Origin of the sequence: Pseudomonas sp. fls2-241-R2A-110 (assembly GCF_030209165.1) — a bacterium.
Classification (GTDB): Bacteria; Pseudomonadota; Gammaproteobacteria; order Pseudomonadales; family Pseudomonadaceae; genus Aquipseudomonas.
Genome location: NZ_JARVSN010000028.1, coordinates 1 through 15,857, shown reverse-complemented (window position 1 = coordinate 15,857; position 15,857 = coordinate 1). Strand labels below are relative to the sequence as shown.

The 15,857-nt window shown below is 61.0% G+C and carries 14 protein-coding genes; all 14 read right to left on the bottom strand.

Going from position 1 to position 15,857, the window contains the following annotated elements:
- Positions 1-186: 186 nt before the first annotated feature.
- The 14 genes from pseI to rfbF are packed head-to-tail and all read right to left on the bottom strand — an operon-like array spanning position 187 to position 15,564.
- Positions 187-1,239, bottom strand: a complete 1,053-nt coding sequence (pseI, locus tag QRN31_RS23045) for a pseudaminic acid synthase (protein WP_285434753.1) — start codon at positions 1,237-1,239, stop codon at positions 187-189.
- Positions 1,232-2,737, bottom strand: a complete 1,506-nt coding sequence (pseG, locus tag QRN31_RS23040; RefSeq protein ID WP_285434751.1) for a UDP-2,4-diacetamido-2,4,6-trideoxy-beta-L-altropyranose hydrolase — start codon at positions 2,735-2,737, stop codon at positions 1,232-1,234. Before pseG ends, pseI begins: the two co-directional genes overlap by 8 nt.
- Positions 2,734-3,441, bottom strand: a complete 708-nt coding sequence (pseF, locus tag QRN31_RS23035; protein ID WP_285434749.1) for a pseudaminic acid cytidylyltransferase — start codon at positions 3,439-3,441, stop codon at positions 2,734-2,736. The genes pseG and pseF overlap by 4 nt, the downstream gene beginning before the upstream one ends.
- Positions 3,438-4,058, bottom strand: a complete 621-nt coding sequence (locus tag QRN31_RS23030; RefSeq protein ID WP_090181512.1) for a pseudaminic acid biosynthesis-associated methylase — start codon at positions 4,056-4,058, stop codon at positions 3,438-3,440. Before QRN31_RS23030 ends, pseF begins: the two co-directional genes overlap by 4 nt.
- A 59-nt stretch (positions 4,059-4,117) precedes the next feature.
- The gene (gene pseC, locus QRN31_RS23025) at positions 4,118-5,275 is read right to left on the bottom strand and encodes a UDP-4-amino-4,6-dideoxy-N-acetyl-beta-L-altrosamine transaminase (protein ID WP_285434747.1); all 1,158 of its coding nucleotides are present in this window, start codon (positions 5,273-5,275) and stop codon (positions 4,118-4,120) included.
- On the bottom strand, positions 5,272-6,273 hold the full coding sequence (pseB, locus tag QRN31_RS23020) for a UDP-N-acetylglucosamine 4,6-dehydratase (inverting) (RefSeq protein WP_285434745.1): 1,002 nt from the start codon (positions 6,271-6,273) through the stop codon (positions 5,272-5,274). Before pseB ends, pseC begins: the two co-directional genes overlap by 4 nt.
- 30 nt (positions 6,274-6,303) lie before the next feature.
- Positions 6,304-9,222, bottom strand: coding sequence for a TIGR00180 family glycosyltransferase (locus QRN31_RS23015; RefSeq protein WP_285434744.1), 2,919 nt, complete (start codon positions 9,220-9,222; stop codon positions 6,304-6,306).
- A 55-nt stretch (positions 9,223-9,277) separates the two neighbouring features.
- On the bottom strand, positions 9,278-10,015 hold the full coding sequence (locus QRN31_RS23010) for a cephalosporin hydroxylase family protein (protein WP_090181503.1): 738 nt from the start codon (positions 10,013-10,015) through the stop codon (positions 9,278-9,280).
- 17 nt (positions 10,016-10,032) lie between these two features.
- Positions 10,033-11,103: a class I SAM-dependent methyltransferase gene (locus QRN31_RS23005; RefSeq protein WP_285434743.1), complete on the bottom strand. Its 1,071-nt coding sequence runs from the start codon at positions 11,101-11,103 to the stop codon at positions 10,033-10,035.
- The gene (locus tag QRN31_RS23000; protein WP_285434741.1) at positions 11,093-11,950 is read right to left on the bottom strand and encodes an NAD-dependent epimerase/dehydratase family protein; all 858 of its coding nucleotides are present in this window, start codon (positions 11,948-11,950) and stop codon (positions 11,093-11,095) included. The genes QRN31_RS23005 and QRN31_RS23000 overlap by 11 nt, the downstream gene beginning before the upstream one ends.
- Positions 11,947-13,173 (bottom strand): class I SAM-dependent methyltransferase, encoded by a 1,227-nt coding sequence (locus QRN31_RS22995; RefSeq protein WP_285434739.1) that lies wholly within the window; start codon positions 13,171-13,173, stop codon positions 11,947-11,949. The genes QRN31_RS23000 and QRN31_RS22995 overlap by 4 nt, the downstream gene beginning before the upstream one ends.
- A complete protein-coding gene (locus QRN31_RS22990) occupies positions 13,170-13,730 on the bottom strand; it encodes a dTDP-4-dehydrorhamnose 3,5-epimerase family protein (protein WP_090181495.1) in 561 nt (186 codons plus the stop codon). Before QRN31_RS22990 ends, QRN31_RS22995 begins: the two co-directional genes overlap by 4 nt.
- A complete protein-coding gene (gene rfbG, locus QRN31_RS22985; RefSeq protein ID WP_285434737.1) occupies positions 13,727-14,809 on the bottom strand; it encodes a CDP-glucose 4,6-dehydratase in 1,083 nt (360 codons plus the stop codon). Before rfbG ends, QRN31_RS22990 begins: the two co-directional genes overlap by 4 nt.
- On the bottom strand, positions 14,791-15,564 hold the full coding sequence (gene rfbF, locus QRN31_RS22980; RefSeq protein ID WP_285434735.1) for a glucose-1-phosphate cytidylyltransferase: 774 nt from the start codon (positions 15,562-15,564) through the stop codon (positions 14,791-14,793). Before rfbF ends, rfbG begins: the two co-directional genes overlap by 19 nt.
- Positions 15,565-15,857: the final 293 nt, after the last annotated feature.

Sequence of the window (15,857 nt, the reverse complement as noted above, 5' to 3'; positions counted from 1 at the left end):
ATGATTCGAGGGGCGCCGACAAACAGAGAAAAACGTCGCCCTGCAGAGGCGACAGCGGGAAGAATAAAAGGCTATCACCGGGCTGAAAACAGGCCGGGCGCCACCTTCCCGATTTATACAATACAGTGAAGATGCGCGTTATGACTCGCAGGTCACTCTATTTTGCCGAATCAGGCCGATAAGACGTTATTCGACCAACGACCAGTCCAGCGGCGTTCCGCGCTTGATGGCATGGCGGGCACGGCGACCCAGAAGGGTTTCAGCGTGTTTGGGAGGCAAGCCCAGCCCCGGGCGGATGGCACGCAGGTTCGCGGTCGTGAAGGGCTCTCCGGCAGCCATGTCCTGGGTGACATACAGCGAGCGCCGGTACACCAGGGACTTGCGCTCCGCGTCGGTCACGCCGTAATGCACCTGGCCCATGGCCTGCCAGGCCCGCTCGGTCTCGATCACCAGGCTTTCGAGTTCAGCCGGCTCCAGCGAGAAACTGGCGTCCACGCCACCGGCGGCGCGATCCAGGGTGAAATGCTTCTCTACCACCGTTGCGCCCAGCGCCACCGCCGCCACGGACACGCCCACCCCCATGGAGTGATCGGACAGCCCAACCTCGCAGCCAAACAATTCGCGCAGGTGTGGAATCGTGCGCACATTGCTGTTGGCGGGCGTCGCCGGGTACGTGCTGGTGCACTTGAGCAGCACCAGGTCCTTGCACCCGGCCTCACGGGCGGCGCGCACGGTTTCATCCAGCTCGGCGATGCTGGCCATGCCGGTGGAGATGATCAACGGTTTGCCGGTGGCGGCGACCCGTCGAATCAATGGCAAGTCGGTATTTTCGAAACTGGCGATCTTGTAGGCCGGCACGTCGAGGCTTTCGAGGAAGTCCACTGCGCTGTCATCGAACGGCGTGGAGAACGCCAGCATGCCCAGTTCCCTGGCGCGGGCGAAAATCGGTGCGTGCCACTCCCACGGCGTGTGGGCCTTCTCGTAAAGGGCATACAACGAAGAACCGGCCCAGAGGCTGTTGGGGTCCTTGATGAAGAACTCGCCCTCGGACAAGTCCAGGGTCATGGTCTCGGCGGTGTAGGTTTGCAGCTTCAAGGCGTGGGCACCGGCCTTGGCGGCGGCTTCGACGATTTGCAGCGCCACGTCCAGCGACTGGTTATGGTTGCCACTCATCTCGGCAATGATGAACGGCGGCGCATCGGCACCGATCACGCGCTCGCCAATCTTGAAGCTAGTCATTGCCTTGATCCTTTAAAACGCGGGTGAACGCGCAAGCTTGCTGAGAGAAACCGGCGTCGCGAAATACCTGCAACGACGGCTGGTTGGCCGGCAACACATGCGCAGTGATGGCGGTCAGTTGGGGCCAATGAGCGGTCACGAACGCCTCGCCCCGGGCCAGCAGCGCCCTGCCCCACCCCAGGCCGATGCGATCTTCGAACAGGTAAATCGAGACTTCGGCTTCAAACCCGCGCAGGTCATAACGCAACACACCCACCGGTCCGTCGTCGGCCTCGGCGATCAACAGCAAGCGCTGCGGATTGCTCAAACTGGCGGTCAGCCAATTCTGATGCGCCGACCATTCAATCACGCCCGTCTCCAGCGACCAGCGGCGTACCGCCTCGGCATTGCGCCCTTCAAACAACAACTGCGCATCGTGGGCGGTCGCACGGCGGACCTGCAACACCGCGCCAGCCAACGCTGCCGCTACGCGCTGCGCGCCACGGCCATCGACCAACTGCCGGGAACGTTCAGCCATGCTCTGACGCAAACCCCGATTGCCCACGACAAAACCGACGGCCTGGCGCAGTTGTTCGACACTGACCTGCTCACGCGCCCCAAGAAACACATGAGCGCCAGAACTCGCCATGACCTCGCCGTTGGCCTGCTGATTATTCGACACCGCAATACAAATCGTCGGCAACCCCAAGGCCGCCCGCTCCCAACTGGTGCCGCCACCGGCGCCGACAAACAGGTCGGCCTCTGTCATCAGCCGATAGAAGTCGCTGACAAAACTGTGCAAGCGCCAGTTGGGACGATCCGCCGCCAGTGCCTGCATTTCGTCCCAGGCCGGGTTGTCGGCACCAGCGACGAAGTCGACGTCCAAATCATTGAAATCCGCCAGCGCCAGCATCGCGTGATGGGTTTGTCGCGCCGCATCAAAGCCGCCGAAATTAACCAGCACACGCTTGGCCCGGGGTTTGATGGCGATCGCCGGGCAGCAGAACTCATCACGCAGCATCGCGAAGCGTGGACCGAGCAAGGTCCGGCAATCGGCGGCAAGCAGTCCGGCATAAGCCTCAGGCGTACCCGACAGATTCTGGTTCAGCAGCAAATCGATGCTATAGGTGCGCGTCGCCAGATCATCCACCGCCGCGATCCGTGGCGCCCAGCGCCGGGCAGCGGTCTGCCAGAGATGGTCGAGACCGTAGTGGTCGACGATGATCCAGTCGAAGCCCGCAGCGTGTTCCAGCGCTTGCGCGAGTGCAGCGATGTCCGCCTGCCACGGCAACATGGCCTCGATTGGCTGTTGCGGGTCTTCGTCGGGATAGCGATCCGGCAACGCGAAGGTTTCGAAACCCTCGGCGGCGAGGCTGGTGAGCCGATGACCCGGCAACTGGCGGCTGGCAAACGCGACGTATGCGCCCTGTCGGCGCAGCACCCTGGCCAGCGTCAGGCAGCGGGCAATGTGACCGCTGCCGATGGTCGGCGAGGCGTCGGCTCGGATCAGAACTCTCATTGCAACTCCCCTCCTGCCTTCAGCGCCGCGTAAAGGTATTCGGCGCGCTTCCAGTCTTCGAGGGTATCGATGTCCTGCACCAGGTAACGCGGCAGGATCACCGGCAGACTTTGCGGTGAATACAACACCTCGCCCTGGCGCCAGGCACTGCTGCGGCCCCAGTAAAACTGCCCGGCGTCCTGATAGGCCGGCGGCAGGTCCTGAGAGCGGGTTTGACTGAATTGCGGGTACAACGCGGTCAACGCGCCCTGACTGTCAACGGTCAGGGCGCGCTGCACCGGAAAGCCGAAATCGCAGACCGAAAAGGCGAAGGATTTATCCGGATGCTGCTCCAGCAGGTTTAAGCCCTGCTGTAAAAATCGGGTTTGCAGCAGCGGCGCCGTGGCATAGATACAACAGGCGAAATCAAAATCCTGCCCCTGCCGATGCAGTTCCTCCAGCGCATGTGCAATCACTGCCGCCGTACCGGTGAAATCATCCGCCAATGCCGCTGGCCGCATAAACGGCACTTTCGCACCACGGGCTCGAGCCAGCTCGGCGATTTCTTCATCGTCGGTACTGACCACCACCTGGGCGAACAACCCGCAATCAAGGGCAGTTTGAATCGAACGGGCAATCATCGGCACGCCGTCGAACGGCTTGAGGTTCTTGCGCGGTATGCGTTTGCTGCCACCGCGAGCCGGGATGATTGCAACGTTGTTCAAGGGCGTTTTTCCAACAGGAACCAAGTGATGTCGTCCACCGGGAATTGCGGGTCGCGGTGGTAACCGAAACCGTAGTCCAGCAGTTGCAGATCATCGTAACGATCAAGCATTTCACCGGCAAAATCACGTTTGAACAACTTGCCGCTGTTACCGCGATAGGACACTTCGACCGGTGCCGGGTTGTAGTACTCGGCGATCAGGATGTAACGCTGGCTCAGTTCATACAACTGCGCATAGGCCGCCGGCAGCAACTCCGGCGCCAGATGGATCAGCACGCCTTTGCTCAGGGTCAGGTCAAAGCTGCGCTCGCGGGGGAAATCAAACAGCGAACCGTGCCAGATCTGCGCGATGTCCAGCGCCTGGGCCTGGGCACAGGCGCTGGCATTGATCTCCACACCGAACAGTTCGCACCGGGGCAACAGGTGATGCAGCGCCTGCAAATTGTTGCCGGCGTTGGTGCCCAGTTCCACCAGGCTTTCAATTCGCCCGGCGCGGGTCAGCGCCTTGGCAAACAGTGCCAGGTTCGCCGCCACCAATGGCTGCCCGACGTTGCGATCAACGTATTGGTTACCGAAGTCGCCCTGCCAGAATTTTTCCTGCTCGCTCAGTTCACGCATCGTTTTCTCTCATTTGAAGCACAGCGCCTGGGGGACCGCGCCTGACCTACTGGCCGTAATTATTCAGTCAGCCGCCGCAGTTGTTCGACCACGTAGTCCTGCTGCTCGTCGCTGAGCAACGGAAACAGCGGCAGGCTGATGGCTTCTTGGTAGTAACGCTCAGCTTGCGGAAAATCACCTTCAGCAAACCCCAGGTCACGGTAGTAAGGCTGCAAATGCACCGGAATGTAATGCAGATTCACACCGACCCCGGCAGCCCGCAACCCTTCGAACACCTGTCGATGACCAAGGCTGATGCGATCAAGCTGCAAGCGCACCACATACAGATGCCACGCCGACTCGGCTTCAGGCTGAGGACTGGGCAAGGTCAGCGGCAAGTACGTAAGCAAACGGTCATACCGTGCCGCCAGCTCACGGCGGCGTTCGATGAAGTCATCCAGTTTGTTCAACTGAGACAACCCGAGGGCAGCCTGCAGGTCGGTGATCCGATAATTGAAGCCCAGCTCAATCTGCTGGTAATACCAGGGACCATGGCTGGACTCGGTCATTTGCGCCGGATCGCGGGTCATGCCGTGGCTGCGCAAGCGTTGCAGGCGCTCGGCCAAGTCCCGACGATTGGTCAGAACCATGCCACCTTCGCCGCTGGTGATGATTTTCACCGGATGAAAGCTGAACACTGTCATCGCCGCAAAATCGCCACAGCCCACCGGGCGCCCGGCATAGGAGGCGCCGACCGCGTGGGAGGCATCCTCAATCACCGTAAAACCATAACGCTCGGCCAGTCCGGCGATCATCCGCATGTCGCAGCTCTGCCCGGAGAACGCCACCGCCACCAGCACTTTAGGCAGCGTGCCAGCGTCCTCCGCCGCTTCCAGCTTGGCTTTGAGGGCGTAGGCGTCAAGGTTCCAGGTCAGCGGATCGATGTCGACGAAGTCGACCTCGGCGCCGCAGTAACGACCGCAATTGGCCGAGGCCAGAAAGGTATTGGGCGTTGTCCATAAACGATCACCCGGCCCGAGCCCGGCCGCCAGGCAAGCAATGTGCAATGCCGCCGTTGCGTTACACACCGCCACGGCGAAATCGGCTTGGCAACGTTCAGCCAAGGCCTGTTCGAAGCGCTCGATCGTCGGTCCCTGGGTCAGCCAGTCGGACTGCAAGACGGCGACGACCGCGTCGACATCGGCCTGATCGAGACTCTGCCGACCGTAGGGAATCATGCCGACAAGTCCGCGTGCAGATCGGCGATCTGCCCGACCGACAGGAACCGCGGGTTGGTGTCGGAGCGGTACTCGAAGTCTTCACTCACTGGCTTGCCCTGCTCGCCCAGCTTGTCCACGGCAAAATCCACGTCAACGCTGGTGAAGCGGATCGACGGCTGAATCGTGTAGTGATCGGCGAATTCCAGGGTCATCCGTGCATCGTCCAGCGGCACCATCAACTCATGGAGCTTCTCCCCCGGACGAATCCCGACATGCTTGTGCGGCAAGTGCTCGGCCATGCCCAGCGCCAGATCAACAATGCGGATCGACGGGATCTTCGGCACGAACACTTCACCACCGTGCATCCGCGCAAAGCTGTCGAGCACAAATTGCACGCCGTGATCGAGGGTGATCCAGAAGCGCGTCATGCGCTCGTCCGTGATCGGCAGTTCGGTGGCGCCTTCGTTGATCAGCTTGCTGAAAAACGGCACCACCGAGCCCCGCGAACCGGCGACGTTGCCGTAGCGCACCACGGCAAAACGGGTTTGCTGCTCGCCGGCAATGTTGTTGGCGGCCACGAACAGTTTGTCCGACAGCAGCTTGGTCGCGCCATACAGGTTGATCGGGCTGGCCGCCTTGTCGGTGGACAGCGCGACGACAAGTTTGACGCCATTGTCGATGGCGGCGGCGATGATGTTTTCCGCGCCGTTGACGTTGGTCCGAATGCATTCGGTCGGGTTGTACTCGGCGGCCGGCACTTGCTTCAAGGCCGCCGCATGCACCACGTAATCGATGCCACGCATGGCCTGGCGCAAACGCTCGGCATCGCGCACATCGCCCAGGAAATAGCGCATGCACGGGGCGTTGAACGTCTGCTGCATCTCGTACTGCTTGAGCTCATCACGAGAAAACACCACCACGCGCTTGGGCTGGTATTGCTCCAGCAAGCGACGGATGAAATTGCGCCCGAACGAGCCGGTGCCGCCGGAGATGAAAATCGATTTGCCGTTGAACATGCCTTGAGTCCTTGTGCCTGTCAGCCAGGTTTATGCGAGCAACTGTGCCCAGTTGATCGGAGCGCTTTCACCCAGGGCAAAACCCTTGCCGGTCAACGCCAGATTGGCGTTGTAGGCCTGGTCCTGTGCAAAGGCCGAGGCCCATTTTTCCCGCAGGGCGTCGAGCACCTCGGGAGCCTGCGACACCACGCCCGGATGAATCACCTGAACCCGCGGCGTCCACACGGTGAGATAACCCGCCTGCCCGGCCTTGAGGCACAGATCGACGTCGCTCAACCCTTCGGCGAATGTCTGGTCATCCAGGCCACCCAAGGCCTCGAACAATTCTTTGCGCACCATCAGGCAAGCCTGCGACACCGCCGAATAGTTCTGATCCAGTGCCAAGCGCTGCAGGTAGCTGTTGCTGGCGTCATAACGGTCGCCGATAAACGCTGAACCGACTCCGTCACGCATCCCCAGAATCAGACCGGCTTGCGTGACCTTGCCTTCACGATCGACAAGCGTGGCACCGACAATCCCCACTTCCGGACGCTGGGCATGGTTGAGCAGCGACTCGATCCAGTTCGGATTGACCACTTCACCGTCTGCATCCAGCAGCACCAGGTATTCACCCTGCGCTTGCTGACTCGCGGCGTTGTACAACGCCACGTTGCTCAGCGTCTGGTCTGCATACAGGACGCGCACCTTGGCGTTCTGTAGCGTGCCCAGCCAATCGTTGACCTCGGCCGACTGGGTCGGATTCGCCGCAATCAGCACTTCGTAGCGCGTGTAGCGGGTACGCAGCAACACGCCTTGCACGCACTGTTGCAGCAGGGCCAGGTCATCCCCTGCAGGAACGATGATCGAGACCAGTGGACGCTCGGTGTGACGGTAGTCGACCTGATAAGTGCCGGGGGTCGCCGAGGTGATCTTGGCCTTGTAGCCACGGTTGCCCAGATGACGCAGCAGCGCGAGGCGTTCGTCGGCGTTCTCTTCCAGTACCGGCGCCTGCGCGATCAGCAATGGCTCGTCGAGGTGCGCCAGACCGCTCAGGCCGCCCGCCTCGATGATGCGCAGCAGCAAATCGAATTCCAGGGCCTTTCTGAAATCGGGCTGGTAACCACCCGCCTCGATCAACACATCGCGGCGGATCAGCCAATGCCGCGCCATCAAGGCGGGCAGGCTTTGCAGCAGGTCCAGGTTGAAGCCCGGGCGGAACACATCCACCAGTGCGCCGTTGTCGGTACGCTGGATTTCATCGGTCGCTACCGCGCGGATGTCACTGGCGGACAACAGCTCCAGGCTGGCACGCAACAGACCACCCGGGGTGAACTCATCGCCGGCCTCGGCCAGCAGCAGCCAGTCACATGGCGACTGACGGGCGCTCTGATTCAGCTTTTCGACAACGTTGCCTGGCGTCACACGGACAAAGTGCAGGGTGTTCTGTGCCGTGGTTGCGGCGAGCGCTTCGCCGGTGGTGAAGACCACAACTTTGAAGGCCTTGCAGTGGCCTTCAAGCAAGCTGTCGAGGGTGACCTGCAATTTCTCGACATCGTTATCCAGGTCCAGCAAAAGGATGCCGAAGTGTGGCCCCCCACCATTCTCTGCCAAGTGTCGGGCAATTGCCTCAGCCTGTTCGGCATCGGGCGACCGGGCCTCCAGCCACTTGAGCAGGCGACCCGAACGCATGTTTTCAAACGTCGAGTGATGATCCACAACCGACAACGCATCAAGGCGTGCGACCCAGTCGCGCATCGATTCAGCTTCTTCGTCCTCGCCCAGCAGCTCCAGTTGCGCCACCAGGCGCTTGACCACCGTACGGTTGAACGCATTGGCGTCGTAGGCCTGCCACAAACGGTCGACCACGCTTTCCGACGTATCGTTGTTACGCGGGCTCAGCAAGTGTTCCTGGCGAGTCCACACGCCCTCAAGCTGTTCGAGCTGAAGGCGACCGGCCGGCATCGCATGAAGCATGAATTCGAACTGGGTCAACTTGTCGAAGAACGCCTGATTGTAGAACGGCATTTCGACGTACTGTTTTGGCCCGAAAAGACGATCGGGAGCCTTGAGGGTGTTGTTCCAGATGGACTGGAAAACCAACTCCGCGGTCAGGGCACGTCCGGTTTGCAGGCTGTCGATCATGGCGTCGAAACTTTCCATGACGAAGGCTTTGGCCTGTACCGGATCGAGCCCCTTGATCCCGGTGGGCAACGAGGCCAGGAATTCAGCAAAGGCGTCACGCTCGGCCACCGATTTGGCGTCGGTATACGTCAGCGAGTGATACACCTCGGTGTTGTGCTCGGAGTTGCCGTAGTTGATCTCACGCACCACATAAGGGGTGGGCAGGATCCGCGCCTTGGCGCACGCCAGCATGTAGTAGACGTGACCGATCTCCTGCCATTGGAAACTGGTGCCCGGCGGCAACAGCGAATACCAGGATTTCATCAGCGAAGTACGGGTTACCGCGTAAAACGGCGGCAGGTATTGGTGCATGTACTCGACGACCCGATCCTGAGGTCGCTCGGAGGAATAGTCCTCGCACACCTTCTTGTCGCGCCGGTAGTAGCTCACGCTATTGGCGAAGGTCAGGTACATCAGGCAATAGCCGTGGCACATGCCGTAGTCGCGGTTCGCTTGCAGGAAGTCCACCGACTCGGCCAGCGCATCGTGCACGATGAAGTCATCGTCGGCCGCCAACACCATGTACGGGGTGGTCACTTGCTCCACGCCATAGGCGATTTTGGCCTGGAAGCCACTGTAGGCGTATTGCGGCACATGCCGGTATTCGACGTCAGGCAGTTCGCCCTTGAAAGGTTCAGTGGCGGAGTCGAGCACCAGTACTTTGCAAGGCAAGTCACCGTAATACTTCATTGCCCGGCGCAAAAAAGCCGGACGGTTGTGGGAAATCAACACCACCGTCAGCAACTCATTCAACGGCAACATGTGCTCAGAAACGGACTTGCCTTGCATAACTTCTCCCACTGCCGGCGAAACGCCTGACTAACACTTTAATGATGTGCCGAAATTAACGAACGCGACGCAGGTAGCCGTCCGGTGCAACGGTGAGCAGCAGCTTGTTTTGCATCTGCTGGTCAATCTCGAAATCCTTGTTCTCTTCAAGGTATTTCCACACCGCGGTTTTCGGGTTGTCGCCCGGGCCCCATGGACGGTCCGGGAAGAAATCGGCCGGCATGTCTTCGACCACGGTGTCCATCACCACGCAGTAGCTGTCCACCGACACCAGTGGCGCGTACAGGCGCAGCTCTTCCAGCACGTGGTCGTGGGTGTGGTTGGAGTCGAGCACCAGAATGACTTTCTTGCCTTCGGCCGCAGCACGAACCTGGGCAGCGATCGCCGGGTCGATGCTCGAACCTTCGATCATTTTGATGCGCTTGCTCATCGGGTGGCTTTCGATGGCTTCGCGATTGTGCGGGCGAATATCGAGGTCGATGCCCAGCACTTCACCGTGGCCTTGCAGCTCCAGCAAGGACGCGTAGTAGATGATCGAACCGCCGTGGGCGATGCCGCATTCGATCACCAGGTCTGGCTTGACCTGCCAGATGATCTCTTGCATCGCCATCATGTCTTGCGGCAGCTGGATGATCGGACGGCCCATCCACGAGAAGTGGTAGCTGTACTTGTGTTTGGCCGATTCGTTGAAGAAATCCCGGGCCAGACCGGTCAGTTTCTGGTCGTCGCCCTGACGCGCGATTTCTGCCTGGCACTCGGCTTCGAAGGCTTTATTGATGGTGTTGTCGGTCATTTTTCTAATCTCAATAGTCACTGGAACGAAGCGCTGTCGACGGCGTGATAGACATAACGTCCACCGGTCATCCGCTTGATTTCTTCGAGGTAGTTGGAGTTCATCACAAACAGGTTGGCGCCTTCGGGCAACGCATCCATGGCCTCTTGCGGCGAGGATACCCGCACGCCGCTCAAGGGCAGATACCGCCCCTGTTTGGCCGGGTTGATGTCCACCACGCGATCCACCGCCACACCGGCCCGTTGCAGGAACAGCGAATAGATCACGCCTTTGGACGAGGCACCCCAGATCGCCGAACCTTGCTCGGGGGCGTCCTGGATAATCTGCACCGCGCGCTCAAGGCTGCTGGTGAAACCCTGTGGCAATTCAAGGCGCGGTACCGGTTGCTCCGGGGTCAGGCGCAAGGTCGACAGGTCTGCCACGATGTACAGGTATTGGCCACCGAACAGGTGACCGGCCTCGTGCACCGTGCCGAACATCCGGCGCAGGTCATCGAGACGGAAATAATTGACGTGCTCATAGAACAGGTCGAACCAGGCGCGATGCTCCAGGATCCAGTCGAAGCATGGCACTTCGATGTAGATCTGCCCGCCCTGATTGGCCTCGGCCATCTCGGCGAGAAAACTCACTGGGTCCTGGATATGTTCCAGCACATGACGCAGCACGATGGCGTCCGCCGCCAGACCGAGGCCACGGGTGAACGGCGCCTTGATCACGTCGGCGTTGCTGCCTTCGTAAGCCGGGTCGATGCCGGTGATGGCGTAGCCCAGGCCCTTCAACAGTTCGAGAAAGTAGCCTTTGCCGCAGCCGACCTCGATCAGTTCCTGGCCCTTGAAATGGCGGGCAATGATCCCTTCCACATCGCTCAAGTGCTTCTGGAACTGCCCCGAATGCGCTTGCTCATTCTGGTAGTCGGCGTCGTAGCTGAGCTTGTCGGCATCGAAGGCCTGGTTGAAGATCAACCCGCTCAGTTCATCCTGCACCAGGACCATGTCGGCGCTGGCAGAGGCCCGGGCCGAATCCGCGTCGACGAAGGTGCGGTTTTGCAGCACCGGCAGGTCAGCGACCCGATACAACTCATGCTTCATGATTGCCTCCCAGCAGCTGTTGCAAACGGTCCGCCACGCCCCAGAACGCCATCGGTTCGTGGGTCGGGTAAGGGTAATGACCGAGGTTCAAACGGATCGATGCGCCACGTGCGCGCAATCGCTGCTCGACCAGCGCCCGCACAGACACCGGCTGGCCGCTGGAACAATTGATCAGCCCATTGAATTCCCGCTGTTGCAGGATTGCCGCCAGGTAATCGGCGGCGATGTCGATGGCCAGGTAATCGCGCAACTGCTCACCGGCCGACATGTTGAACGTGTCGTCGCCGGCATCGATTGCCCGGTCCAGTGCTGCCAGCAGACTGTTGGGGTTCTGGCCCTCGCCGTGCAGGTAGAACAGCCGCGCCCATTGCAGGGTGAACGGCTGGACCCGCTGCAAATTTTCCAGAAACAGCCGCAGGGTGTTTTTGGCCAACCCATAAGGATTGCTCGGCTGCGGTGTGGCCTGCTCGCTGAGCGGCCCGCTTTGCATGCCGTATTCGAAACAGGTTCCGGTCACCAGTACTTGCGACACGCCCGCCTCGACCGCGCTCTTGATGAACCGGTAATCGGCCATCAGGTTGTGCTCGAAATGGAACAGCGCCTGATAGTTCGGCAACCCCGGCCACGCCAGATGCGCCAGGGCATCGACGCCTGCGGTTAGCGCAGTGATGTCCAGATCGTCGGCGTGAATGTCCGCCGCCATGAACTCCACGGCGTTGATCCACGGCATCGACGCCGCCGTCTCGGCGCTGCGCGCCACCGCCCGGACTTCGCAGCCACGGGCGAGCAAGGCCGCGACCAAATGACGGCCGACGAAGCCGGTGGCCCCGGTTACAAGCACTTTCACAGGACGGTCAACTCAGGCACGGCGATCACGAAGCGAGCGTCCCACTGACGTACCTGCGCCAGTTGCTGACTGACTTCGTGCAGCAAGTTCCAGGGCAGGACCAGCACGTAGTCCGGTTTCTCGATATCGATCTGTGCCGGCGACACGATTGGAATGCGACTGCCCGGCAAGTACTTGCCCTGCTTGTGCGGATTGGCGTCGGCCACCCACGCCAGCAGGTCGGGCTTGACCCCGGCGTAGTTGAGCAAGGTGTTGCCTTTGGCTGCAGCGCCGTAACCGACCACCCGCTTGCCGTCGGCCTTGGCCTGCAACAGGAAACGCAGCAGTTCGTGCTTGATGCGTTCGGCGGCTGGCGCGAGGGTCGCGTAATACTCGGGGGTTTTCACGCCGGCTTCGAGTTCAGCTTGCAGTTGTTGAGCAACCGTCGGCTGCACCTCGCGGCGAATACCGTCGATACGCTGGACGAACACGCGCAGCGAGCCGCCGTGAGTCGACAGCTGACTGACGTCGAACACTTGCAGGCCATTGCGCTCGCATAAGGTCTGCACGGCGGTCAGCGACAGGTAGGAATAATGCTCGTGATACAGCGTGTCGAATTGCTGCCCGGCCATCAGCGTCAGCAGCTGCGGAAATTCGAACGTGGCCACGCCGGTCGGTTTGAGCAAGGTTGCAAAACCGCCGAGGAAATCGTTGATGTCCGGGACGTGGGCCAACACGTTGTTGGCGGCCATCAGGTCTGCCGACCAGCCTTCGCTGACCAACTGCGCAGCGCTGTCACGGCCAAAGAACAGTTCACGAATCTGCAGGCCTTTTTCCCGGGCCGCTTGCGCGGTGCTGCGGGTAGGCTCGACGCCCAGGCAAGGGATGCCGCGCCCGGCGACGTACTGCAACAGGTAACCGTCATTGGCGGCGATTTCCACCACACGGCTGTCGGCGGTCAGGCCGAAGCGCTCGGTCATCTCGGCGACGTAGCGCTCGGCGTGGGCCAGCCAGGTGCTGGAGAACGAACTGAAATACGCATACTCGGCATCGAACAGGCTGTCGGCGCTGGTGTAATCCTCGGTCTGCACCAGCCAGCACTGCTGACATACCGCAACCTTCAGCGGCACCCATTGTTCGGCTTGCTCCAGCTGATCGGCACGCACATAGGCGTTGGACGGCGGCGAGGTGCCGAGGTCAATCAGCGGCAAGGCCAGGGAAGTCCCGCAACCACGGCAGTTCATACTCGCACTCCAGCGAAATGGTCATCGAGCAAGGGATGGCTGGAATCCCGCGCCGACAGATTATTGACAGGCAACGGCCAGGCAATCGCCAGCCGTGGATCGTTCACGCTCAAACCACCCTCGTGCACCGGCGTGTAGTCCGCGCTGTGCAGGTAGAGCAATTCGGCGTCGTCGGTCAGGGTCTGGAAACCGTGGGCGAACCCGGCTGGAATCAGCAGGCTGCGACCGTCGCCGGCGCGCAGGTGTTCGGCGTGCCAATGCAGGAAGGTCTCGGAGCCGGGCCGCAAGTCCACCGCCACGTCCCAGACTTCACCGCGCAGGCAGGTGATCAACTTGGCTTCCGGCGCACTGGCATTCTGGTAATGCAGACCGCGCACACTGCCGCGCTCGCGGGTGCAGGAGTGGTTGATCTGGCGGATATGAAACGGCTCGCCGAACGCACTCAGGCTGCCTTCGCAGAACAGCCGCGCGAAGTGCCCGCGCTCATCTTCAAAGCGTTTGTGCTGAACGCTGAACAGTCCGGCCAGGGGCAACGGCTGCAATAGAAACTCGCTCACAGCGCGCCTCGGTACAGGTTCAATTGGCCCAACGTCATGGCGCGCATGTCGTCGCCGTTCTGCCACGCCAGGTGCCAGTCGAGCGTGTGGGTCAGGCACTCCTGCAACGACCAGCGCGGCTGCCACGCCAGCAGTTGACGGGCGCGGCTGCTGTCCAGGCGCAGCAGGCCGGCTTCGTGCAAATCACTCGGTTCGATGCGCAAACCACGGGCTTGCGGCCAGCGGCTGGCGAGCAATTCGACGACTTCGCCGACGCTGCACATGTCCGCGTCGCTCGGGCCGAAGTTCCACGCGCCAGCAAACGCCGGACCTTGTTCATAGAGGCCGGCGGCCAGTTGCAGGTAACCGGCCAGCGGTTCCAGCGCGTGCTGCCACGGGCGCACGGCTTGCGGGTAACGCAGGGTCACCGGTTCGTCGGCGGTCCAGGCCTTGAGCACGTCGGGAATCAACCGCTCGGGTGCAAAATCTCCCCCGCCCAGCACATTACCGGCGCGCGCCGTGGCCAGCGCCAGACCGTGCTCGTCATGCTTCTCGGCCGGGAAGAACGAGGCGGCGTAAGACTGCGCCAACAATTCGCAGCAGGCTTTGCTGCTGCTGTAAGGATCGTGTCCACCGAGGGCTTCGTCTTCGCGGTACGGCCACAGCCATTCCTGATTGGCGTAGACCTTGTCGGTGGTCACCAGCACGCAGGCACGCACGCAGCCGACCTGACGAATCGCTTCAAGCAGATTCAGGGTGCCCATGACGTTGCTGGAATAAGTGCCCAGCGGGTCGCGATAACCTTCACGCACCAACGGCTGGGCCGCCAGGTGCAAGACAATCTCTGGCTCGGTGTCGGCAATGATTTCAAGCAGCGCACCCAAGTCACGCAGGTCGCCGCGCTGATCGTTGATGCCTTCGTGCACCCGTGCCAGTTCGAACAGGCTCGGTTCGGTGGACGGATCAAGGGCGAACCCGATGACCTTGGCTCCCAGGCTTTGTAGCCACAGCGTCAACCAACTGCCCTTGAAACCGGTGTGCCCGGTGACCAGAACCCGCTTGCCGCGCCAGAATTGCGGACTCAGTCCCATTGCTTCCATGGGGCCTCCCCGCTCTGCCACAAAGCCTCGAGGTGATTCTTGTCACGCAGGGTGTCCATCGGATGCCAGAAACCGTCGTGCTGGAATGCCTGCAGCTGTTCTTCACTGGCCAATGCCGCCAGGGGCTCTGCTTCCCAGGAAGTCTGGTCGTCGCCAATGTACGGCAACACCTTGGGCGACAGTACGAAGAAGCCGCCATTGATCCAGCCACCGTCACCGCGTGGTTTTTCGATGAAGCCTTTGACACTGTCACCGTCGCGTTCCAGGGCACCGTAGCGGCCTGGCGGTTGCACGGCGGTCACGGTCGCGAGTTTGCCGTGGGCCAAGTGGAAGTCCACCAATGCGCCGATATTGAGGTCCGAGACACCGTCTCCGTAGGTAAAGCAGAAGGCCTTTTCGCCCTCCAGATAACGCGAGGCGCGACGCAGGCGGCCACCGGTCATGGTGTCTTCGCCGGTGTCGATCAACGTGACGCGCCACGGTTCGCTGTAGTTCTGGTGAACGTCCATGCGGTTGTTGCACATGTCGAAGGTGACGTCGGAGGTGTGCAGGAAGTAGTTGGCGAAGAAGTCCTTGATCGCGTAGCCCTTGTAGCCAAGGCAGATCACGAAATCGTGGATTCCGTGCGCGGAGTACTGCTTCATGATGTGCCAGAGAATTGGCTTGCCGCCGATCTCGATCATCGGCTTGGGCTTGAGGTGCGACTCTTCGCTGATTCGCGTGCCCAGGCCACCCGCCAAAATAACTGCCTTCATCCTCTACCCTCTCTTGTTCGTCACAGGGCTCAGCCAAGCTGTATCAAGCTTTTGCAGGCCTTCTGGATAAAACGCTCAACGCCGCCGTATGGACTGCCTGCAACGCTGCAAGTGCTCGTTTTATGGCGATATAAGGGGGACTTGCAGGAAACGCGCCAGCTCCGGGCGTCCGGCGGGCGGTGGTGGTGCTAGGCAAATGCAGGGGTAGATGCAGGGATACATATCCGTTTTTGGGGTAACGGCGGCTATTGGTTCCGCTTTTACAGCGGGTCACTTGGAGAAGCGCCAAGTAA